This is a genomic window from Actinoplanes sp. ATCC 53533 (genome assembly GCF_003947245.1).
Genome location: NZ_QHHV01000295.1, coordinates 15,737 through 36,640, shown reverse-complemented (window position 1 = coordinate 36,640; position 20,904 = coordinate 15,737). Strand labels below are relative to the sequence as shown.

At 72.4% G+C, this 20,904-nt stretch carries 21 protein-coding genes; 12 read left to right on the top strand and 9 right to left on the bottom strand.

Features of this window, described 5'->3' with window-relative positions; all coding sequences use genetic code 11:
* Positions 1–22 precede the first annotated feature (22 nt).
* Positions 23–181: a hypothetical protein gene (locus tag DMB66_RS61965; protein WP_158647671.1), complete on the bottom strand. Its 159-nt coding sequence runs from the start codon at positions 179–181 to the stop codon at positions 23–25.
* Between the two features lie 154 nt (positions 182–335).
* Here DMB66_RS61965 and DMB66_RS54375 point away from each other — a divergent pair, with 154 nt between their 5' ends.
* Positions 336–1,145: an SAM-dependent methyltransferase gene (locus DMB66_RS54375; RefSeq protein WP_199753190.1), complete on the top strand. Its 810-nt coding sequence runs from the start codon at positions 336–338 to the stop codon at positions 1,143–1,145.
* 1,557 nt (positions 1,146–2,702) lie between these two features.
* Here DMB66_RS54375 and DMB66_RS61960 read toward each other — a convergent pair.
* Positions 2,703–2,960 carry a hypothetical protein gene (locus DMB66_RS61960; RefSeq protein ID WP_158647670.1) on the bottom strand — a complete coding sequence of 86 codons (258 nt, stop codon included), beginning with the start codon at positions 2,958–2,960 and terminating at the stop codon, positions 2,703–2,705.
* A 304-nt stretch (positions 2,961–3,264) separates the two neighbouring features.
* Between DMB66_RS61960 and DMB66_RS54365 the strand changes: the two genes are divergently transcribed.
* Positions 3,265–3,699, top strand: a complete 435-nt coding sequence (locus DMB66_RS54365; RefSeq protein ID WP_233625512.1) for an MmcQ/YjbR family DNA-binding protein — start codon at positions 3,265–3,267, stop codon at positions 3,697–3,699.
* A gap of 157 nt (positions 3,700–3,856) precedes the next feature.
* On the opposite strand, the gene DMB66_RS54360 is transcribed toward DMB66_RS54365, so the two are convergent.
* A complete protein-coding gene (locus DMB66_RS54360; RefSeq protein ID WP_158647669.1) occupies positions 3,857–5,122 on the bottom strand; it encodes a tetratricopeptide repeat protein in 1,266 nt (421 codons plus the stop codon).
* A gap of 180 nt (positions 5,123–5,302) precedes the next feature.
* Here DMB66_RS54360 and DMB66_RS54355 point away from each other — a divergent pair, with 180 nt between their 5' ends.
* The 4 genes from DMB66_RS54355 to DMB66_RS54340 are packed head-to-tail and all read left to right on the top strand — an operon-like array spanning position 5,303 to position 8,865.
* A complete protein-coding gene (locus tag DMB66_RS54355; RefSeq protein WP_125811886.1) occupies positions 5,303–6,715 on the top strand; it encodes a DUF4331 domain-containing protein in 1,413 nt (470 codons plus the stop codon).
* 50 nt (positions 6,716–6,765) lie between these two features.
* Positions 6,766–7,194, top strand: coding sequence for a hypothetical protein (locus DMB66_RS54350; protein ID WP_125811885.1), 429 nt, complete (start codon positions 6,766–6,768; stop codon positions 7,192–7,194).
* A gap of 49 nt (positions 7,195–7,243) precedes the next feature.
* Positions 7,244–7,840 carry a sigma-70 family RNA polymerase sigma factor gene (locus tag DMB66_RS54345; protein WP_125811884.1) on the top strand — a complete coding sequence of 199 codons (597 nt, stop codon included), beginning with the start codon at positions 7,244–7,246 and terminating at the stop codon, positions 7,838–7,840.
* A complete protein-coding gene (locus DMB66_RS54340; protein WP_125811883.1) occupies positions 7,837–8,865 on the top strand; it encodes a maleylpyruvate isomerase family mycothiol-dependent enzyme in 1,029 nt (342 codons plus the stop codon). The genes DMB66_RS54345 and DMB66_RS54340 overlap by 4 nt, the downstream gene beginning before the upstream one ends.
* 11 nt (positions 8,866–8,876) lie before the next feature.
* Here the strand turns inward: DMB66_RS54340 and DMB66_RS54335 are convergent, their stop codons facing one another.
* Positions 8,877–10,292 (bottom strand): S8/S53 family peptidase, encoded by a 1,416-nt coding sequence (locus DMB66_RS54335; RefSeq protein ID WP_125811882.1) that lies wholly within the window; start codon positions 10,290–10,292, stop codon positions 8,877–8,879.
* A 46-nt stretch (positions 10,293–10,338) separates the two neighbouring features.
* On the opposite strand from DMB66_RS54335, the gene DMB66_RS54330 reads away from it, so the two are divergent.
* On the top strand, positions 10,339–12,930 hold the full coding sequence (locus DMB66_RS54330) for a CHAT domain-containing protein (protein ID WP_125811881.1): 2,592 nt from the start codon (positions 10,339–10,341) through the stop codon (positions 12,928–12,930).
* Between the two features lie 17 nt (positions 12,931–12,947).
* On the opposite strand, the gene DMB66_RS54325 is transcribed toward DMB66_RS54330, so the two are convergent.
* On the bottom strand, positions 12,948–13,439 hold the full coding sequence (locus tag DMB66_RS54325) for a hypothetical protein (protein ID WP_125811880.1): 492 nt from the start codon (positions 13,437–13,439) through the stop codon (positions 12,948–12,950).
* Between the two features lie 5 nt (positions 13,440–13,444).
* The gene (locus DMB66_RS54320; protein ID WP_125811906.1) at positions 13,445–14,059 is read right to left on the bottom strand and encodes an RNA polymerase sigma factor; all 615 of its coding nucleotides are present in this window, start codon (positions 14,057–14,059) and stop codon (positions 13,445–13,447) included.
* Between the two features lie 254 nt (positions 14,060–14,313).
* On the opposite strand from DMB66_RS54320, the gene DMB66_RS54315 reads away from it, so the two are divergent.
* The gene (locus DMB66_RS54315) at positions 14,314–14,925 is read left to right on the top strand and encodes a hypothetical protein (protein WP_125811879.1); all 612 of its coding nucleotides are present in this window, start codon (positions 14,314–14,316) and stop codon (positions 14,923–14,925) included.
* Positions 14,926–14,947: 22 nt separating this feature from the next.
* Here the strand turns inward: DMB66_RS54315 and DMB66_RS54310 are convergent, their stop codons facing one another.
* Positions 14,948–15,253, bottom strand: a complete 306-nt coding sequence (locus tag DMB66_RS54310) for a cold shock domain-containing protein (RefSeq protein ID WP_125811878.1) — start codon at positions 15,251–15,253, stop codon at positions 14,948–14,950.
* Between the two features lie 246 nt (positions 15,254–15,499).
* Between DMB66_RS54310 and DMB66_RS63240 the strand changes: the two genes are divergently transcribed.
* The 3 genes from DMB66_RS63240 to DMB66_RS54295 all read left to right on the top strand — a co-directional run bounded on the left by DMB66_RS63240 (position 15,500) and on the right by DMB66_RS54295 (position 17,397).
* Positions 15,500–15,787 (top strand): helix-turn-helix domain-containing protein, encoded by a 288-nt coding sequence (locus tag DMB66_RS63240; RefSeq protein WP_199753186.1) that lies wholly within the window; start codon positions 15,500–15,502, stop codon positions 15,785–15,787.
* Positions 15,788–15,910: 123 nt separating this feature from the next.
* Positions 15,911–16,750: a helix-turn-helix domain-containing protein gene (locus DMB66_RS54300; protein WP_233625511.1), complete on the top strand. Its 840-nt coding sequence runs from the start codon at positions 15,911–15,913 to the stop codon at positions 16,748–16,750.
* Positions 16,751–16,815: 65 nt separating this feature from the next.
* On the top strand, positions 16,816–17,397 hold the full coding sequence (locus DMB66_RS54295; protein ID WP_125811876.1) for a dihydrofolate reductase family protein: 582 nt from the start codon (positions 16,816–16,818) through the stop codon (positions 17,395–17,397).
* Between the two features lie 135 nt (positions 17,398–17,532).
* Here the strand turns inward: DMB66_RS54295 and DMB66_RS54290 are convergent, their stop codons facing one another.
* Positions 17,533–18,915: a glycoside hydrolase family 6 protein gene (locus DMB66_RS54290; RefSeq protein WP_305027952.1), complete on the bottom strand. Its 1,383-nt coding sequence runs from the start codon at positions 18,913–18,915 to the stop codon at positions 17,533–17,535.
* A gap of 691 nt (positions 18,916–19,606) precedes the next feature.
* Between DMB66_RS54290 and DMB66_RS54285 the strand changes: the two genes are divergently transcribed.
* Positions 19,607–19,978 (top strand): hypothetical protein, encoded by a 372-nt coding sequence (locus tag DMB66_RS54285; RefSeq protein WP_125811875.1) that lies wholly within the window; start codon positions 19,607–19,609, stop codon positions 19,976–19,978.
* A 23-nt stretch (positions 19,979–20,001) separates the two neighbouring features.
* Here the strand turns inward: DMB66_RS54285 and DMB66_RS54280 are convergent, their stop codons facing one another.
* Entirely contained in the window at positions 20,002–20,904 is a 903-nt protein-coding gene (locus DMB66_RS54280; RefSeq protein ID WP_125811874.1) for an AraC family transcriptional regulator, read from the bottom strand.

The following is a 20,904-nucleotide window of genomic DNA, read 5'->3' as shown; positions in this document are numbered from 1 at the left end:
TCGTTCCGTCGTGGGCACGCGGTCACTGCCTGATGAAGGTAAAGGAAGCGGCCGTCGCGGTGGCTCGCGGCTCGCGGGCCGACGCCAGGCCGTGCTGATCCACGCCCCGCTCGGTCAGCTCGCCGCCGGTTCGTCGCGCGGCCTCGTAGCAGGCTCGGCGGAACGCCTTCAAGTCGGTCACGACGGCCGACTCGACGCGGCCGCAAGTCGCCATCCCAGGCGCCCGTAGGGCAGCAGTACCGTGCCGCGGCGCGCAGCCGCCGTGTCGGTACCATCGATCATCACTGGGTCGACTGTGGAGACTCTACTCAGGGCGAACTCTGGAAAGGCAGATGATGGCTGACGAATCGGTCGTTGACGACAGCATTCGCCCGAATGTCCCGCACACGGCACGGATCTGGAACTATTGGCTCGGCGGTAAGGACAACTTCGCGGTAGATCGGCAGGTCGGGGACCGGGTGCGGGAAATCTTTCCCGTGGTGATCGAGTTGGCACAGGCGGATCGGCAGTTCCTCGGGCGAGCTGTCCGCTACCTGACCGCCGAGGCGGGGATCCGCCAGTTCCTCGACATCGGCACCGGGCTGCCCACCCAGGACAACACCCACGAAGTCGCCCAGCAAGTCGCCCCCGAAACACGGATCGTCTACGTCGACAACGACCCGCTGGTGCTGGCGCACGCGCGCGCCCTGCTCATCAGTTCCCCCCAGGGCGCCACCGACTACATCCACGCCGACCTGCACGACCCGGACACGATCTTGCGGGCGGCGACCAGGACACTGGATTTCTCCCGCCCCGTCGCGATCATGCTGCTCGGCATCATGCACTTCATCAACGACGACGATGAGCTACAGCAGATCATCGACCGGCTACTGGCCGCGGTGCCGTCGGGAAGCTACATCGCCGTGGCCAACACGACCACAGCCGTCAACGGCGACACCACCGCCGAGGCCGTCCGGGTATGGAACATCGACGCCCAGCCGAAACTGAAACTGCGGACCCCCGAGCGCATCGCCGAATTCTTCACCGGTCTGGAAGTCGTCGAGCCGGGCTGGGTCTCCTGCTCACGGTGGCGTCCCGAACCGCGCGCCGACGGCAGCCTGCCGACCGAGGTCGACCAATGGTGCGGAATCGTCCGCAAACCCTAGCGGGTGTCTGGCGGATCATGGCGTCGCCGACGAGGTCCAGGTTTCGCCTCGCAAGTGGGGCGGAAGGTCGGATACCAGTGTTGTATCCGGCCTTTTCGGACCGCGCCGCGAGGCGGAAGATCGGATACCGGTGTTGTATCCGGTCTTCCGGACCGCGGCGCGAGGCGGAAGCTGGGCCCGGCGCAGGCCGTCATGATCCGCCAGACACCCCTAGCGCTCACGGGCGTGCCGCAGTCGCAGACACACGCCCCAGACCCACGACCGCGACATCGACGTGGTGGTGATGGGCATCCGGGCCCAGGACGAATACCGCCTGGACCTGCAGGCGGCGGGCAACAAGGCCAAGGGCGGCCGAGGCACCCCTTCGTCGGCATGACAACAGGACGGACCGCATCCGCGACCTGCTGAAGGCCGGCGACCACGAGCCGGCGAATGCGCAGGCGTCCGCGCTGATTCTTCCGGTCGCGACCTCCGGGGCGGCGAACAAGGTGGTGGTGCCGTGTCGACCAGCGCGCCACCCCCGAGCGTGTCCGGCGGCGGGTTCAGCGTCGAGGTGATCACCGCAGGCTCGTCGATCACCGGCGGCCGGCCCGAACGAGGCAGATCGGCCAGCGACCGGATCCCGCCGGCCCCATACCGGGCCCGCCAAGCGATCACCGTCTGCCGGGTCATCCCGACCAGCCACACCTTCGCCACGCCGGGTTCATCGTCCCGCCGACCGATCTCAGCGTGCGGCAAGCCTGCCGCGGGCCGACAACACCATCCGAGCCCCCGCCGGACATGCCCTGCCGGCGGGTCGACGACCGGGTCAACTCCCGCAGCCGAACACCGTCACCGGCACGAAGAACCAACGCGGCGGCACCGGACACGCCTCGTCGTCCCGCACCCAAACCGTCAACCACTTCAGACACGCCACACTGCGTCCGCGCGCCGTCCGCGACAGAAACGGATGCCGGTCCGGTCGCCGGAACGGCGAAATGACGGATCATTCCGAACCGCCTCCGAATGTTCTCCGATCGCGCGGGTCGGGATTCTTTGTTCCCGGATCGGGTGATATCCGGGTGATCGAATAATGGCGGGAGTGAAGGATGGTGCGGGATAATCTTTGGGTGGGGCAGATGGGATTGTTCACGAGGGCTGAACTCACCACCATGCGCGACAGGACCAGACGGCGCAATTACTCGGCCGAGGCCGAGGAGTTCCGCCGGGAGCACGCGAGGCACCGGGAATGGGGACTGACGCAACGGCATGCCCGGAAGCTGAGCCGCTTATACGGCAGCACCGCCAACGCCGCGGCGGCGTTCCAGCGTCGTGCCGACGAGCTGACCTCCTCCTCGGCCCGAGCCGTCGCACCGACCTCACCCGAGCCGATCGGACCCGAGCCGCCCGGCCTACCCGAACCGGTCGGACCGAAGGTCAACAGGTCTGAACAGCCCGAGCCCAAACAGATCGAGCCCGAGCAGGCCGAACCCGAACAGCCCGAACCCGAGCAGATCGAGCCCGAGCAGGCCGAACCCGAGCAGCCCGAACCCGAGGGTATGGCGGACGCGGCGAGTGCTAGCGGCCCGAGTGGGCCGAGTGAGCCAGGAAACGCCGGCCGACGCCCGGATCACCGTTTCTGCTCGAGCCGCCCGGCAAGGCACCGCCCTCGACGTCCGGCAACACATCCCGGGCCGGCGAGGAAAGGACCACACCGGCCGGAATCAACTCGGCACATCCGCCCGACAACAGGCCCGGAATCTCCGAAGCACCCAGCGCGACGACATAAGGGTACGACGGGCGTGAAGAATGCACGCCGGCGGCGAAGAACACCACTTTTCACCATGCCCGAAACGAACACCCTCACCGATACCGATACCGATACCGATACCGAGAAACTGCCGAGAACATATCCCACCGTGATATCCGCGACGGCCCGCCGACGTGCGGTATCTCGTCACACCACCGACGGTGCTGTGCCGGCGGAGCCCAGGGTGAGGGCCGCTATGACGCCCACGGACGGCCACCGCAAACGTCCCCGCGGGCCCACCTCGCGGGCTCCGCCGGCGCCAGCCGTCCCCTGACCCGGGCGGGCCGAGTCCTTCTACGGCGCGGAGCGTCCGCGGTCTACGCTGACGGGGTGTCGGACGCAGAGGATCGGCCGGCCAGCGTCGAGGACGTGCATGAGCTGGCCCTCGCCATGCCGCACGTCAAGGTCGTTGACGGCACCGCGGACAATCCCGTCTATCAGGTGGGTGGCAAGTCCTTCGTGTTCTTCCGCAACCCCCGCCCCGACGCGGTGGACCCGGACACCGGGGAGCGGCTCCTGGACGTGATCGTCTTCTGGGTCGAGTCCGACGCGGACAAGCAGGCGCTGGTGCAGGACGAGACGACGCCGTTCTTCACCACCGCCCACTTCAACGGCCACCCATCGGTGCTGGTGCGGGCCGGCCGGCTGGCTGAGATCAGCAGGACCGAACTGGCCGAGGTGATCCAGGACGCCTGGCTGTCGCGCGCCTCGCCGCGCCGGCGGGCAGCCTGGCTCACCGCTCAGTCCCAACCCCCACCGACGTAGCTAGCCGAGCGACACCAGCGCCACGCGCTACCGGGACCCGCCAAACTCACCGCCCAATCCACACCCCCCACCGACGTAGCTAGCCGAGCGACACCAGCGCCACGCGCTACCGGGACCCGCCAAACTCACCGCCCAATCCACACCCCCACCGGCATAGCTAGCCGAGCGACACCAGCGCCGCGCGCGCTTCCGGGGCGTGCCGGGCGGAGAAGTGTGGGTTGAGCCGCAGCGTTGTCTCCAGCTCCGCGCGGGCGGCCTCGCGCTTCCCGAGATCGGCGAGGATCATGCCGCGGTGGTAGTGCAGCAGCGCGCTGCGGGTGCCCAGCCGGAGCGCCTCGTCGGCGTGGCGGAGCGCCTCCGCCGGCCGGCCCGCGGCGCGCAGGGCCCAGGCCATCGCGTCGGCGCCGCCGATGCCGGGCTGGCGGGTGTAGAGGCGGCGGGCGGCGTCCAGTGCGGCCGGATCCCGGTGGTCGGCGGCGAACAGCACGGGGTCCGGCTCCGGTGGGTGGCCGTTTCGGGCCTCCGCGGCCCAGGCCTCCCGCGCCCGGGTGTACTCCCGCGCACCCGCCTCCGGCTGCCCGGTCGCGGTGAGCAGGTCGCCCAGCTCGACGGCGTACGCGGGCTCCAGCACCGCCGTCAGCACGGCACGGAACTCGGCGACGGCTCCGGTGGTGTCGCCGCGCGCCGCCCGTACCCGGGCCAGGCCCGCCCGCAGCGGCGGGTGACCGGGCAGCAGCCGCAGGCCCTCGGTGAAGTGTGCCGCCGCGGTGTCGAGGTCGCCGGTCCCGAAGGCCAGCTGGCCCAGGTGCAGCCGCGCGAACGCGCCGTCCGCCGGGTTGGGGGCGGCGTCCAGGGCCCGGCGCATCGCGTCGGTCGCGCGACCGATGTCGCCGCGCAGTTCCCAGGTGTACGACGCCCGGGCGTACGAGGCGGCATCCGGCCGGAGGTTCACCATCCGCTGGACCGTCGCGAACGCCTCGTCGTAGCGGCCCAGCTCGGTCAGGGCGTCGGCGACGACGCCGAGCGCGGCCGCCCGGTACGGATCCACCGCGAGCGCGGCGCGGCCGTGCCGCAGCGCGGCCGGGAAGTCGTGGCCGGCGGCGGCGAGCGCGCCCAGGCCGGTCAGCGCGATCGCGTTGTCCTCCCGCCGGATCGCCAGCGACCGGTCGAGCGCCTTCCCGGCGCGCGGGTAGTCGGCCGGGTCCCCGGTGGTCCGGGCCCGTTGCACGTACGCCAGGCCGAGCTCCGCCCAGGTCTTCCAGTCGTTCGGCAGGCGCTCGAGCCGGCGTTCGGCAATGGCGATCGGGTCGGTCTCCCGGCTCGCCGGCGACCGGTCCCCCCACGGTACGAGCAGCGCTCCGGCCGCCACCACCAGCGCGACCCCGAGCACTGAGACAGCGATGAGCATGACCACGCGGCGCATGGACGCCTCCTTGGTTCGGCGGATGTCGTCGATGGGGGGATTCGCACGCGGCGGCCGGCCGGATGACCCGAAGTCGCCTAGCCGACTCATCTCATCCGCGCCGGGCGCGGGACGCGAACCAGCTCCGACAACCACCGCGGCCCACTGCCGGGCCGCACCGGTTCCGTGGAGGAGGATCACATGCTCCAACGCCCAAGCCGCAGGCCGGCGATCGCCGGCGTCGTGGCGGCCGTCGCCGCCGCGGCCTGCGTAGCGTCGCTGGCGCCGGCGGTCACCCAGGCGTCCAGTCACCGGGAGGCACCGCTGGTCGCCGGCGAGCCGCAACTGGACAACACCGACGTGTACGCCTTCGTCAGCCCGGACGCGCCGAACACCGTCACGATGATCGCCAACTGGGTGCCGTTCGAGGAGCCCAACGGCGGGCCGAACTTCTACCCGTTCGCCAACGACGCGGCGTACGACATCAACATCGACAACGACGGCGACGCCCGCGCCGACCTGATCTACCGGTGGACCTTCAACGACACCTACCGCAGCAAGAACACGTTCCTCTACAACACCAACGTGGTGACCTCGCTGGACGACCCCGACCTCAACTTCCTGCAGACCTACAAGCTGGAGGCCATCACCTCCTCCGGGAGCACCGTCCTGGTGAACAACGGCCGCGCCGCGCCGTCGCGGGTCGGCCGGGCCTCGATGCCGAACTACGGCGCGCTCGCCGACTCGGCGATCACGAGCCTGCCGGGCGGGGGCCGCACCTTCGCCGGGCAGGCGGACGACCCGTTCTTCCTCGACCTGCGGATCTTCGACCTGCTCTACGGCGGGGACTTCTCCGAGGTCGGCCAGGACACCGTCCGCGGCTACAACGTCAACACGATCGCCATCCAGGTGCCCAAGAGCGCGCTGGCCCTGAAGGGCGACGCGACCCGCAACCCGGTCGTCGGCGTCTGGTCCACCACGTCGCGGCAGCGCATCGAGGTGGTGGACACCCTGAACAACCGGAACCGGTACGGCGGCTGGCAGCAGGTGTCCCGGCTCGGCATGCCGCTGGTGAACGAGCTGGTCATCCCGGTCGGCCGCAAGGACGAGTTCAACGCGACCGCCCCGCGCAACGACTCCCGCTTCCTGCAGTTCGTGACCAACCCGGAGGTGCCGGGCCGGATCAGGGACGTCTACCAGATCCCGGCGCCGGCCACCCCCCGCCAGGACCTCGTCGAGGTGTTCCTCACCGGGCTGTGCAAGGCCTGCGGAAAGATCGGGGTCGACCTGAACTCGCAGCGGCTCAACCTGGACGTCAACCCGGCCCAGTTCGTGCCCAGCGAGCAGTTGCGGCTGAACATGTCGGTCCCGCCGTCCGCGACACCGAACCGCCTCGGCGTGCTCGGCAACGACAACGCCGGGTTCCCGAACGGGCGCCGGCTCGCCGACGACGTCACCGACGTCACCCTGCGGGTGGCCGAGGGCGTGCTGCTGCCGAACCATCCCCCGGTTGTCGACGGGCTCAGCGACGCGGTCGACACCAACGCGGTCGCGTTCCGCGGGACGTTCCCCTACGTCGCGCTGCCCAACGTGGTCGCGGTGAACCAGAACTGACCGGACGACTTGGGGCGCCGCCGCGGCGGCGCCCCGGGAAGGAGCGCATCGTGAAGCGTCCCCTCATCGTGGCGGCCGTGCTGACGGCGGCGGTGGTCCTGATCGGAGCCGTCGCCCTGATCCTGCGGCGAGCCTCGCCGCCGGAGCCGCGGCTCGTCCTGCCGGCGGTGGACCGGTTCGCGCCGGGCGCCTGCCGCGACGCCGCCGAGGCCGTACGCTCGCTCGCCAGGCTCACCCACGGCGACGATGTCGCGGCGCTCTCGGTGGCCGACCGCGCCGAGTTGCGCCGGGTGCAGGACCGGCTCGTGGCGCTCCGGCCGGCCGCCACGGTGGACGTACGGGAGCCGATGGAGGCCGTGATCCTCACGCTGGGTTACCTCCGCATCCGGCTCGACAGCCGAACCGCCGAGCCGCGCTACCTGCGCGACGTGGAGGCGGCCCGCGCCCTGCTGGAGAAGACATGCGTCCGCGCCCGGTGACACCCCGGCCCCACGAACCTAGAGTGGGGCCGAGGTGGGGGTGAACGCCTTGACGCAGCAGCGTGTCACCGGTGCGGCCCGCGACGACGCGAGGCTGCGCGATCGGCTCGTGTTCGGCGACGAGACCGCCTTCACCGACCTGCACGAACGGTTCAGCTCCCTGGTCTACACGATCGCCGCCCGCGTCACCCGCGACGGCCGGGCCGCCGAGGACGTCACCCAGGAGGTGTTCCTGGCCCTCTGGCAGCGCCCGCACGCCTTCGATCCGGCCAAGGGCAGCCTGCGCGGCTGGCTGGCCATGATGGCTCACCGCCGCGCGGTCGACCTGGTGCGCCGGGAGGAGACGCAGCGCCGGGCGAGCCTGGACGGGCGGCTGTACGCCGGGGCGGTCAGCCGCGGCGACCCGGTCGGCGACCAGGTCTCGGACGCCGACGCGGCCGAGCGGCTCGGCACGGCGCTCCGGGACCTGCCCGAGCACCTGAGCCGCGCGATCACGCTGGCGTACCTGGAGGGCCGCACCTACCGGGAGGTCGCGATCGAGCTGGGCGTGCCCGAGGGCACCGCGAAGTCCCGGCTGCGCGAAGGGCTGCGCCGGCTGTCCGTGGCGCTGCACGGCATTCACGCCCACGCTGGGGAGCAACCATGACCGACACGGCAAGCCACGAGACGGTCGTCGCCCTCATCGGGGCGTGGGCGCTGGACGCTTGTTCGCCCGCCGAGGCGGAGCTGGTCGAGACCCATCTGGGCACCTGCCCGGCCTGCGCGCGGGAGGCCCGCGAGCTGCGGGAGGTCGCCGCCGACCTCGGTGGCGCGTACCTCCGGCCGCCGTCCGGGTCGCTCGCCCGGCTGCGTGCGGCCGCGCCGGGCCGGCGCCGGCCGGCGACCGCGACCGCGGCGTACGCGGCGCCCTACGCGGCCCAGGTCGCGGCGCTGGACCTGCTGCTGTCGGACCTGGCCCCCGAGGACTGGCGACTCACCGCGTACGGCGACCTGTCCGTGCGCGACCTGCTCGCGCACCTGGCCGCCACCGACGGGCTGGTCGCCGCCGGGCTCGGGCTGCCCGTCCAGCCGCCGGTGGCGCCGGGCGAGAAGCCGGCCACGCGCACCGCGGCGGTGCTGCGCTTCGAACAGGGGTGGTCCCCCGAGCAGACCCGGCGGTCCTGGCGCGCGCAGGCCGACGCGGTGTGCCGGTCGCTCGCCGGGCGTCCGTCGCCGGGCACCGCGACGGTGACCCTGGGCCGGCCGCTCCCGCTGGCGGACGCGCTGGCCGCCCGGGCCTTCGAGACCTGGATCCACGGCGAGGACATCGCCGCCGCGACCGGGCGCCCGGCCTTCCCGCCGCTGCCCGAGCACGTGCACCCGTTGGCGGACCTGGCCGCCCGGGTGCTGCCCCGCGTCGCCGCCCGGCGCCTCGCGCCACCTCACGACCGGCACGTGCGGCTGCACCTCACCGGCGCCGGCGGTGGCACGTGGACCGTGCCGCTCGACCCGGCCACAACGGTCCCGGCCGCGGCCCGGCCGGCCGCGGTGGTGACCCTCGACGTCGTCGAATTCTGCCGGCTGGCCGCCGACCGGCGCGAGCCGGGACGGATCGCCGTCGAGATCCGGGGCGACACCGCCCTGGCGCGGGACTTCCTGGCCGCCGTGCCCACCCTGGCCCCCGTGCCGTAGGCCGCGCGTCTCTAGTGCTCCGCCCGCGGGTGAGGGTGATGGTGGTGGTTTCCGGCGGCCGGCCGGGGACAGTGGCAGCCTTCGCCGTGCGCGTCCTCGGGCAGCGCGATCGCGCCCACGCCGGGCAGCGCCGACCTGCGGGCCTGCTCGATCACGGCCCGGGCCGCGTCCTCGCCGCCCTCGCCCGTGCGGGACATCCGCGCCGCGATCAGCCCGGCCACCACCGGGGTGGCGAACGAGGTCCCGCTCCACCGCGCCAGGCCCGCGAACACACCCTTGTTGCCCTTCCTCGGCGGCTCGAGGTAGGTGAGCGAGCCCGAGGGGAAGGCGTTGACCAGGTTCTCCCCCGGCGCGTACGCGTCGACCCAGCCGCCGTGGTTGGTGAAGTACGCACGGTCGCGGAGGTTCGCCGACAGCGCCCCGGCGCTCACCGCCCACCGCTCGGCAGCGGGGTAGAAGTGCTCCCGCAGCCGGTCGTTGCCGGCCGCGGCGACGATCACGACGCCCTTGTACCGGCTGAGTTTCCGCTGGTAGAACCGGTGAATCAGGGACAGCCGCTGACCCGGCATGACGTAGGTGCCGGCGGACAGGCTGATGACGTCGGCGTTGTCCACGAAGAGCGCCTGCTCGAGCGACGTGACCAGTTGCCCCTCGAAGGTCAGCGCCAGCGGCGTCTGCGCGTACTCCGTCTGCAGCGGCGGGAAGGCCGCGCGCACGATCACCTCCGCCGCGGGCGCGACGCAGCGGATGATGCCCGCGATGAACGTGCCGTGCCCCGCGTAGGGCTGCAGGATCTGCTGACCGGCGTCGATACCGGGATCGGGGTCGCCCTGGACCCCCCGCATCCAGGGCAGCGTGGTCGCCGCCGGGTCGAGCCCGGTGTCGAGCACGACGACGCGGACGCCGGCACCGGCCCGGGGGTCGCACGACACGAGCGGATCGAGCGGCGTGTCCGTCAGCACCGGCGACGGCTCGTCGGCCGGGCACTTCCCCACGGTGCCCGTGGTGTACACGACGTACTCGGGCGCCACGGCGTCCTCGGGCAGGTTGCGCAGCTCCCTGGTGCCGGCGATCTTGCGGAGGGCGTTGTACACGCCGATTCCGGACCGCAGCCAGACCCACTGGATGCCATAGGAGACGGTGCCGTCGGGCGGATAGTCCGGATCCCGCCGGTACCGGTCCTCCTCGTCGGGGCCGGGCAGGAAATCGGCGCCGAGCGCGGCCCGCACCCGGTCCGCGTGCTCGTCCTGGATCAGCAGGCAGTCCCGCCGCATGAAGAACTGGATGCCTTCCTCCTGCCAGCGCTCCGGCCCGGGCTCGACGTACTGGCCGTAGGCCCGGAGGATCTGGGCCACCTGCGCCTCCTGCGGGGTGGTGGCCCCGAAGGGATACTCGGGGCGATCTGTGTCGTCGTTGTCCTGGGGCACGGGATATCTCCTTGGGCTGGGTGGGCGAAATTTCTACACTGAGCCGATGGCCGAGGGCGAGGCGTTGCTCAAGATGGCTCTGTCGCGTCCGGTGGAGGCGCTGGCGGCGGCCGATCGGCTGATCGCGCGGCGGCCGGCCGCGGGCCCGATCTCATTCGCCCATCAGGCGCGGGCCATCGTGCTGCGCGACGCCGGGCGGCTCGACGAGGCCATCGCGGCGGCCCGGCTGGCGTTGCGCCGGGCCCTCGCCTCCGGCGATCCGGCGCGCGCGACCGACGTGCGGGCCACGCTCGGCGTGGCCCTCGTCATGAACGGGCGGACCAGGGCCGGCCTCGCCGAACTCGACGCGGCGGTCGCCGCCAGCGACGGCCAGCTCGCCGGCCGGGTGCTGACGCGCCGCGGCATCGAGCTCGCGTCGCTGGGCCGCCGGCAGCAGGCGCTGGCCGACCTCAACCGCGCGATCACGCTGCTGCACCGGGCCCGCGACCACGTGTGGGAGGCGCGGGCCCGGACGGCCCGGTTCCTGGTGTACGGGATCATCGGTCAGGCCGCCCGGGCCGACCGCGACCTGGCCGTCGCGGAGCGATTGTTCGCGGCGGCGGGGCAGGAACTGGAATCGGCGATGGTGGTGCAGAACCGCGCCGACGTCGCCGTCCAGGCGGGCGACCTGCCCGGTGCCCTGGCCTGTCTCGACGAGGCCGCTAAGCGCTACGACCGGCTCGGTCTGCACCTGCCCGACCTGGTGTTCGACCGGTGCAAGGCGTTGCTGGCGGCGGGGCTGACAGACGAGGCGCTGGCCGAGGCCGACGCGGGTGTCGCGCGGCTGGCCCGGCGGTCCTCCGACCGGGCGAAGCTGCTGTTCGTGGCCGCGCGGGCGGCTCAGGCGGCGGGTCGGCCCGACGGCGCGGCGAAGCGGGCCCAGGCGGCCCATGACCTGTTCCGCGCGCAGGGCCGTCCGTGGTGGACGGCGCGGGCCGCCTTCGTGCTGGTGCAGTCCCGCTACGACGCCGGGCTGCGGGGCGGCCGGATCGCGGCGCGGGCGGCCCGGATCGCCGACCGGCTCGACGAGCTGGGCGCCGAGGAGGCGCCCGCGGCGCACCTGCTGGCGGGGCGGCTCGCGGCGGAGAGCGGGCGGATGGCCGACGCCGACCGCTATCTGGCCCGCGCCGCCCGATTCCGCCGGCGCGGGCCGACGTACGGGCACGCCGCCGGCTGGCTGGCCCAGGCGCTGCGCGCGGACGCGGCTGGGCGGACCGGGGCGGCGCTCAACGCGTGCCGGCGCGGGCTGCTCGCCGCCGGGGAGCACCAGCGGCGCCTCGGCGCGGTGGAGTTGCGGGTGCACGCCGCCGCGTACGGCACGGAACTGGCCGCGATCGGGGCGCGGCACGCCCTGCGCCGCGGCGACCCCCGGATGCTGCTGCTGTGGAGCGAACGATGGCGCGCCAGCGCCCTGGTCCCGATGTCGCCACCGCCCCCGGACGACGGCGAACTCGCCGCCGACCTGGCGGCACTGCGGGAGGTGATGAACCGGCTCGACTCCGGTCTCGCCGGCGGCGGCCCGACCGCCTCCCTGGAGCAGGACCGGCGGCGGCTGGAGGCCTCGATCCGGGCGCGCACCCGGCGGGCCGCCGGCGCGGCCCGCCCCGATGACCCGACCCCGGCGCGAGCCGCCGCCGACGAGATCCTCGGCCGGCTCGACGGCGACACCCTGGTCGAGCTCGTGGCCGTGGACGGCGTGCTGCACGCGATCACGGCCCGTTCCGGCCGGGTCCGCCTGCACACGGTCGGGCCCGTCGACGCGGCGGTGCGGGAGGTGGAGCTGGCCCGCTTCATGCTGCGCCGGCTGGCCCGCGGCCGCCCGCCGCCGGATTCCCTCGCCCACCTGGCCGAGGCCGGCCGGCTGCTGCAGGCGCGGCTGCTCGGCCAGGCCGCCGCCGACCTCAACGGCGGACCGGTCATCCTGGCCCCGCCCGGCCCGCTGCACGGCGTGCCCTGGGGCATGCTGCCCGCGCTGCTCGGCGTGCCGTGGAGCGTGGCGCCCTCGGCGGCCCTCGCGCTGCGCGCCCGGCGCAGCCGCGCGCCCCGGGGCCGCCGGACGGTGATCGTCGTCGGGCCGGGCCTGCGCGGCTCCCGCGCCGAGGCCGCCAGGATCGCCACGGGCTATCCCGGTGCGGTGATTCTCGCCAACGGCCAGGCGACCGCGGCGCGCGTGCTGGCCGCCGTCGACGGGGCCTACACCGCGCACATCGCGGCGCACGGCATCTTCCGGGCCGACAATCCGCTCTTCTCGTCGCTGCGCCTGGACGACGGGCCGCTCACCGTCTACGACCTGGGCCGGCTGCGGCGCGCACCGCACCGGCTGATCCTCTCCAGTTGCGAGTCGGGGGTGGCCGCGCCGGTCGCCGGCGACGAACTGCTCGGCATGATCAGCGTGCTGGCGCCGCTCGGCACCACGAGCCTGCTGGCCAGCACCGTCCCGGTCAACGACGCGTCGGCGGCACCGCTGATGGCCGACTTCCACGCCGCCCTCGGCTCCGGCCAGCCGTTCGCCGACGCCCTGCTGCACGCTCGCAGCCGCGCCGCCGGCGAACCGGTGGCCCTGGCGACCGCCCTGGCCTTCATCGCCCTCGGCGGCTGAACGCCCGCCGGACCGGCTCATACGCGGACCCACGTGGTGGTGATCCGCCGGCCGTCGGCCAGCTCGCACTGCAGCCGAACCGGGCCGTGGGTCAGCCCGTCGACGATGAAGCGACCGAGGCCGTCGAGGTCGACCCGGACCGGCCCGCGCTCCGCGTACAGGACGCATTCGCGGACCGGAGGCCCGGAGAGCTGGCCGAGCAGGCGCATGTCGTCGCGCTCGTCGTCGATCTCGAGGTCGATGTGCAGGCCGCCGCCCTGGAAGGACAGCAGCCACTGCCCCTGCGCCGGATCCTCCGCCCTGGCCGGCTCGTACGCGGTCTCGTCAGCGGCCCGGGAGTCGGCGGTCAGTGCGGCGATCTCCGCATCGAGATCGCGGGTGAGGAAGGCGGCGCGGGCCGCGTCCAGCACAGTGTCCGGTGGCCCGTCCACCACGGACGCGATCCGCCGGAGAGCGGTGAGGATCGGGTCCTCACGATGGTCGGCTACCGCGGGATCGTCGCGTTCCACGCCCGTCACCTCCTCCGGCCTTCGGCCGGATTGGCCGCCGCCGCGTGCTCCAGCCCGTCCAGGAGCTGCGCGTCCTCGGCGAGCAGCAGGCTCCGGAGGCCCTTGAGGCACCGCTGCCGGGTGGGCCCGATGCTGCCGACGGAGATGTCCAGCGCCGCGGCGATCTCCAGGTAGCTGGGCGCGGGGTCGGCGATCAGCACCCGCAGGAGGCGCCGGCACAGCGGGCGCAGCCGGCCGAAGACCCGCCAGAGCGTCGCGTCCCGTTCGTCGCGCAGGAGCGCGCCGTCCAGGGGATCCTCCGGGGCTTCCATCCCGGCCCAGCCGTCCGGGCTGTCGGGCTCGCCGGGCCGCATGCGCGCCGCGCGGCGGCTGATGTCGTAGCACTCGCGGCGCACGGTCGTCGCCAGCCAACTGCCGACCCGGTCCGGATCGCGGATCGACTCCAGGTTCTCCACGAGCCGCAACCAGGTCGTCTGCACGGCGTCGGCGGCATCGGACTCACTCATCCGCAGGCTCCGGGCGATGGACCACAACAGGTTGGAGTACCGGTCGGTCAACGTGACCCACGCCTCCATCTCGCCCTTCCTGATCCGCGACAAGAGGTCGCCGGGCTGGGACATGACCACCGTCGTCTCCCTTCAGCCGAGGTCGGGCACCGAGCTCTCGGACAACAAGACCACCGAGGACGGGCCCCTGATACATCGTCCGCCGACTTGCCTCCCGGGGGAACGCCCTGAGCGGGCGATCCGTTCCGCATCCGTGCCCCGATGCCTGGTCACGGCGTCGCGGAGCCGACAAGAGGATCTCGGTATCACCGGGACCGGGCCCCGCTCCGGCTACTGACAACGCAGCCCAGCTAGATGGAGGTATCTCGATGTCGATCCGTAAGCACGCCGGCCGCCGGGCACTGGCCGCGGCCTTCGCCGCTCTCGCGGTGACCCTGGCCCTCGCCGTCAGCACCGGGGCGTCGGCCGCACCTGCCGGCTTCGCACCTGCCGGCTCCGCACAGGCCGGCTCCGCACAGGAACGGCCACCGTTCGCGGGTGCGCCCCGGCTGTCCGCCGCCGCGACCGCGCTGGCAGTTGGTCCGAGCGCCCGGCTCTGCGGCGGGCACGCGATCGAGTTCGGCAACTGGGTCAACGCTGATCCGGCCACCCGCGGCATCACCCGTGCCCACCTGCGTGACTGCCAGTCGGTGACCACGTGCTCGGGCGACATCTGCACCATCGTCCACGACGCCGGGTGGGCCATGCGGCTGTTCGGCGCCTGCAGCCCGACCGACTGCGACTGGGGCTGGTCCGCCGGGCGGCTGCGGCTGGCCAGCGGGCAGATCCCCGCCTCCTACGACCAGGGCTTCGCGAGGCGGCAGGTGTGGGCGGCCATGTCGGCGTACCGGCCGGGCCAGCTCTGGATCGCGATCCGCACCGACTTCGTCGACCCCGCCCGCCCCGACTACGAGAGCCAGAACTGGTTCGTCCGGTCCTGACCGGGCCGCCCGCCGGTGCGGCTCAGGCCGGAGGATCCGGGTCGAACGTCAAGGTGAGGGAGCTGGAGTAGGCGCCGTCGGCGGAGGTCGATTCAGCCCGCACCGGCTCCGCGCCCCAGGGCCAGATGCGCAGGGCGCGGTAGGAGTAACCGTCCTGCCACCCCTGCTGCCATTCCAGGGCGACCTCCTGCTCCGGCCGCAGGCAGCGGTAGCCGGCGACGGCGACGGCCCCGAAGCCGGCCCAGCAGCCACCGGGGACCTCGGGCGCGTCGACGACACCCCAGCCCTCATCGTCGTGCCATTCGCGCACCACAGCCTTGACCGCCATGCACCCAGCATGACCCCGCACGCGCCGAGGCGGATCACCCGCTCGCCGGCGACGATCTGGCGTCGATCGTCGAGAGTGGCCGGCGCCGGGGTGAGCAACGGTTCTCCCTGCCGTCTCAACAGCAGGTGCTCGGCTCGCCGCGCGGCTCGGGGCGACCATAGCGCCGCGACATCTGGTGGGCGTCCTGCGCTTCCCCGCCGAGCCCGGCACGCACCCGGAGGCGCGCGAGGAGATCGTCGCGTCGCTGTGTTCGTCGAGGTCGGCGTGGCCGCGGCGCCCTGGCTGGACGACTGGCTCCGCGGGTACATCGTGCGTCTGCGGCCCGGACCGGACCTGCTGCGAACCCTGGACGTCTACTTCCGCAACGACATGAGCCGGCTCGGCACCGCGTCGGCATTGCACGTCCATCCGCGTACGCTCGACTACCGGCTCCAGCGGGTGCGCGAGCTGACCGGCCTCGTGCCCGGCTCCACCCGGGGCGTCCGCATCCTCAGCGCCGCCGTGACCCGCGCGCTGGGCGCGGGATGGTGCTGAGCCGCCCTCTCTGGTCAGGTTTTGTGGATCAGGGTCGCACCGGTCCAGGAATCCTCAAGCACGGCCGTGACCGACTCGCGCGCTGTCACCCACGTAAAGCCGGACGTCGGCGATAGTTGGGGCGTGGAGTACGTGTCCCGAGTGCCGCGACCGCCGCTGGACGGGCTGATCGACGACCTCTACTACCTGGCGGGTGCGCCGCCGTACGCCCGGCTGACGCTGCCGGCGAGTCCGGCGGCGTTGCTCGTCGTCAACCTCGGGGCGCCGTTCCGCATCCGCTCCGGCACCGACATCGAGCCGGCCGAGTACGCCGACGGCTGCGTGGTCACCACGCCCACCCGCGCGTGGGAGTTCGGCTACCCACCCCGGACCCGGTCCGTCGGCGTGCACTTCAAGCCGTGGGGGCCGGCGCCGTTCCTGCCGATGCCCGCGGCCGAGCTGTGTGACCGGCCGGTGACGGTGGAGCAGGTCTGGGGCCGGCCCGCCGTCGCTGAGCTGCGAGACCGGCTGGCCACGGCGGGCGGACCGCACGAGATGCTGACAGTGCTCGAGGAGGAGCTGATGCGACGGCTGTGCGAGACCGCCGGCCTGGGGCTGGTCCGCCACACGAGCAGCGTCATCGCGGCGACCGGCGGGGCGGTGGCGATCGGCGACCTGAGGGTGGCAGCCGGCGTCAGCAGCACCCATCTGGCACAGCGGTTCAAGGAGCTGATCGGCGTCACGCCGAAGCGGCTGGCCCGCGCCCAGCGCTTCGCCACCACCTTGCTCGCTCTCGACGTCGCCGAACCGGTCGACTGGGGCGACGTCGCCGGTGGCGCGGGCTACTTCGACCAGGCCCACTTCGGCCACGAGTTCCGGGCGTTCACCGGGCTCACGCCGACCCGGTACGTCGAGGTCCGGCGGCGGTTCCTGCGCGAACATCCCGGCCACGTGCTGGACGGCTGGCCGCTGCCGGCCGATTGATTTCTTACAAGAGTGACAGCCCACGAAACGCTAATTTGGGGGCACCCCAAGCAGAGGAGAGCCCCGTGGGCAAGGTGGTCATGTACAGCTCGGTGTCGGTGGACGGCTTCATCGCGGACGAGAATGACCAGCCCGGACCGCTGTTCGACTGGTTGTTGAGCGGCGACGTCCCGTTGGACGAGAGCGGCGAGGTGAAGGTGTCGCAGACCTCCTACGACTACACCCGGCCGTACTGGGACCAGATCGGGGCGACAATCGCCGGCCGGCACGTCTTCGACCTGACGGACGGCTGGGACGGGAAGCCGCCGAGCGGGATCGACCACGTGGTCGTCGTGACGCACCGGCCGGAGCCCGAGGGCTGGGACCCCGGGGCGCCGTTTCACTTCGTCGACGGCGTCGAGGCAGCCGTGGCCAGGGCGCAGGAGCTCGCGGGTGACCGCATCGTCGAGGTCGCCGCCGGCGACGTCGGTGGCCAGGCGCTCGCCGCGGGCCTGGTCGACGAGGTGCGCATGGACGTCGTACCCGTCGTGTTCGGGTCCGGCAAGCGCTACTTCGGGTCGGTCCACGCGCAGCACCTGCTGGCGGATCCTGACGTGGTGATTCAGGGCAACCGGGTGCTTCACCTGCGCTATCAGGTGCGCCGTTGACCGATCGCTGGTCGCCGTCGTCGGCCACGCTTTCGACGGCTCGCGGGCCGGTCGGCAGCCCTCGGCTGTGGCCCCTCGGCTGTGCGGCCGCGCCGGTGCCGGGCTGTCCGTTGACGGCCCGGCACCGGCTGCCGGTCAGACCGGCGGGTTCGCGTTCGCGAGCAGCTGGCGGAATTGCGCGTCGAACCAGTGCCCGGACAGCGGCGAATTCGCCAGGGCGCCGGACATGTGGTTGGCGTTGCGCGGGTTGCCGGTGTAGGTCGGGTCGCACATCCGGTCGAAGCCCTTGCCCTCGTCGTTCGGGATCGCGGTGCTGGAGCCGTCCGACTCGCCCGGCGGCTTCACCCACACGTACGCGTCCACGCCGGTTGCCGGAGTGGCCCTCGGCCGCTCGCCCAGTCCGGCACCGGACTGGTTGCACCAGTTGCCGAGGTGGATCCGGCGGTCGGTGCGGGACTGGTCCATGTAGGTGATCGGATTGGTGGACGTGCTCCTCGCCGTCGGCCGGTTGGGACCGCCCCACCCGTTGCGGGAGGTGTCGATGATCATGCTGACCGGGTGCCCGATCGCGGACTCCAGGACCGGCTTGTACGCCTGCACGTACGACAGCTCGTCGATGTAGTTGTTCCAGTCGATCCAGCCGCCGGCCACCTCGCGGATCCGCTGGCCGCCCACCGTGTCGCCGACGGTGAAGTACGGCTCCCGCACCGCTCCGTAGTTGGCCACGTTGGAGGCGAATCCGTGCAGCGACGCCGGGGTGGCCGGAGCGGTGTTCACCACCGTTCTCATCAGGTCGGCGAACGGCTGGAAGTTGTCGGTCCAGCCGAGCCAACCGTGGTGGCCGATGTCGACGTAGTTGTGCACGTTCGAGATCGCGCCCAGCTTGCCCAGCGCGTACGCGACGCCGTTGACGTAGGCGCCGCTGGACAGGGCCTGGTCGCAGGTGGTGCCCGCGGCGGTCGGCCGGGAGCCGACGTTGGTGATCAGGTTCGGCAGTGAGTCGATCTCGACGACGTTCACGATCCGGATGGCGGCGTATTTGGGGTCGGCGAGGATGGTGGCGATCGGGTCGATGAATTCGGTCTTGTACCGGTTGAGGTCACCGAGCGCCAGCTCGCCGTTGGACGCCAGGGCGGCGCAGTCGCGGCCGGGCAGGTTGTAGGTGACCATCTGGAACAGGGTGGCGCCCTGCTGCACCGCGGCGTCGAGGTGTGCCCGCAGGCCCCGGCCGGAGGCGGTGCCCGCGATCGCGGCGATGCGGTCCATCCACACGAAGGTCGGCTGGCTGGCGATGGCGCTGCCGCCGCTCGTCCGGGCGTTCGCCGCCCAGTCCGCGTTGACATACGCCTTGGCGCCGGCGAACGGGTTGGCCACCCGAGCGAGGGCCACCTCCGCGTGGGCGGCCTGGCCGCTGACGGTGCTCAGCGCCGCGGTGAGCATCAAGGCGCCGGCCGCGGCCAGCGTCCGACTGGACCGGAATCGGGAGCGGGTGGCTCCCGTTGGGGATGTCAGGTTCATCGGTGCTCCTTGCGATCTTCCCGGACGGTGGCGAGGCAGCGGCCATCGCCGTGGGGAATCCCTGGTAGGTGCGCCGCCGCCGTGGCGGCGCGGTTCCTCGATCGCCGCCCTGCCTGGTGAAGGTGCTCGACAGCGAAATGTGGGAGCGCTCCCATAATCTCGATCACCAAGAATCATCACATGCCTTGAGATCCATTGCAACAATTGATAGACGACAATGTTAATGACACGTCCGAGCATTTCTTGAATTGATCTACAACGCCCCTGATGGCCGGAGTTCGCCAAGATCCAACGCGCTGACATATTTCTTGTGCCATCGATGACCATGAATGTGCTATGTCGCCAGTGGGTGATCTGTGCCTCCTGCGGATCACGAACCCGCAGCCCGTCGTGCGCCGGATCCTCGACCTGACCGGCCTGCTCGACGTCCTCACCGCGAGTGTCGATCCGACACCGCCGGCAGCCGGCGCCCCGGATGTGACCGCGCCGGCCGGCCTCCTGGTCGCCGCCCAGCCCCATCCAGCCGCACGTCGCCGGCCGGACCGGTGCACCCGATCACGCGCCGGGACCGGCACCGGCGGACGCGGCCGGAGATCGCACAGCGTGTCCGATCGAGATCGGTCGCTGCCGGTCATCCTGGGGTTCGTGGGCAGCTTCGCGTCCACCCACCCGAGTGCTGGAGGACGAACGCATGGCCGAGATGGATGTTGCCCTCAAGGACGCTATGACGATCGACGGCGCGATCGGCGTCGCGCTGGTCGACCACACCAGCGGCATGGCGCTGGCCGTCGCGGGCGGCACCCGCGACTTCGACCTCAACGTCGCCGCCGCCGGCAATACCGACGTCGTCCGGTCCAAGCTGCGGGCCATGGAACTGCTCGGCATCTCGGAGCAGATCGAGGACATCCTGATCTCGCTGGAGAGCCAGTATCACCTGATCCGGCCGTTGAAGGCCCGCTCCGGGCACGGCCTGTTCCTCTATCTGTCGCTGGACCGCTCGCGCGCGAACCTGGCCATGGCGCGGCACCACCTGCGCCGCATCGAGCACATCCTGAACATCTAGCGTCGGGCACCGGGAGCGAGCCGCTAGGACCAGGAGCGCAGCCCGACCGAGTTGTGGGTGAAGCGGGAACGGTAGACCGACGCGCTGAGCCCGTAGTGCGCCCGGAAGCGGCGGGCGAAGTAGTTCTGGTCCGGCCAGCCGACCGACTCGCCGATCCGGCTGATCGCGTCGCCGGTGTGCAGCAGCCGGGCCGCCGCCAGTTCGACCCGGTGCCGCGACAGGTAGGCCATCGGCGGCAGCCCGGTCGCGGACTTGAAGAGCCGGACCAGGTAGCCGGGCGCCAGGTGCAGGGCCTCGGCCAGTTCCGTCAGGGTCCACTGGTGGGCCGGGCGCGCCTCCATCATCCGCATGGCGTCGACCACCGCGGGGTGGGTCTGGCCGGTGCCGGCCTCCACCCCGTCGACCACCGCCCGGGCCAGGCAGCTCAGGAACAGTGAGAGCCGCCCGATGATGTCGCCCCGGTGCCGGCTCACCGGCCGGAACCGCAGCCGGTCGAGCGCGTCCAGGTGTTCGACGCACTCCGCGAGCAGGTCCGGGCCGAGCCGGGCGGTGAGGATGCCGCGCCGCTGGTCGGAATACGGCCCGGTCCAGAGCAGGTAGCCGAGCAGCGGGTCGGCCCGGGTCCAGGCGAGCTCGCGCTGCAGCAACTCGGTGGAGAAGCAGCAGTTGAACAGGTCGAGGTGCCGGCAGTCCTCGTAGCCGTGCCACACGCCGGGGCGCAGCAGGATGGCGTCGCCGACCTGCAACCGCTGGCTCCCGGCCAGGCTGTGGTGCACCCCCGAGCCGCCGGTCATGACGGCGACCTCGACGAAGCTGTGGGTGTGCACGGGGTGCAGGCCCTCGTGCAGATAATGCCCGGCGTAGGCCAGCGAACCGTCCGAGAAATACAGCATGGCGTGCGCGTTCTCCACCGGCGGCTCGGCCAT

What these genes read in the sequence shown, in the direction of transcription:
- DMB66_RS54310 (WP_125811878.1), bottom strand. Translation starts at nt 15,253, where the DNA reads ATGGCGGTCAAGGCTGTGGTGCGCGAATGGCACGACGATGAGGGCTGG.
- DMB66_RS54315 (WP_125811879.1), top strand. Translation starts at nt 14,314, where the DNA reads ATGTCGATCCGTAAGCACGCCGGCCGCCGGGCACTGGCCGCGGCCTTC.
- DMB66_RS54340 (WP_125811883.1), top strand. Translation starts at nt 7,837, where the DNA reads ATGACCGACACGGCAAGCCACGAGACGGTCGTCGCCCTCATCGGGGCG.
- DMB66_RS54285 (WP_125811875.1), top strand. Translation starts at nt 19,607, where the DNA reads ATGGCCGAGATGGATGTTGCCCTCAAGGACGCTATGACGATCGACGGC.
- DMB66_RS54330 (WP_125811881.1), top strand. Translation starts at nt 10,339, where the DNA reads ATGGCCGAGGGCGAGGCGTTGCTCAAGATGGCTCTGTCGCGTCCGGTG.
- DMB66_RS54290 (WP_305027952.1), bottom strand. Translation starts at nt 18,915, where the DNA reads ATGAACCTGACATCCCCAACGGGAGCCACCCGCTCCCGATTCCGGTCC.
- DMB66_RS54360 (WP_158647669.1), bottom strand. Translation starts at nt 5,122, where the DNA reads ATGCGCCGCGTGGTCATGCTCATCGCTGTCTCAGTGCTCGGGGTCGCG.
- DMB66_RS54375 (WP_199753190.1), top strand. Translation starts at nt 336, where the DNA reads ATGGCTGACGAATCGGTCGTTGACGACAGCATTCGCCCGAATGTCCCG.
- DMB66_RS54280 (WP_125811874.1), bottom strand. Translation starts at nt 20,904, where the DNA reads ATGGCCGAGCCGCCGGTGGAGAACGCGCACGCCATGCTGTATTTCTCG.
- DMB66_RS54355 (WP_125811886.1), top strand. Translation starts at nt 5,303, where the DNA reads ATGCTCCAACGCCCAAGCCGCAGGCCGGCGATCGCCGGCGTCGTGGCG.
- DMB66_RS54320 (WP_125811906.1), bottom strand. Translation starts at nt 14,059, where the DNA reads ATGTCCCAGCCCGGCGACCTCTTGTCGCGGATCAGGAAGGGCGAGATG.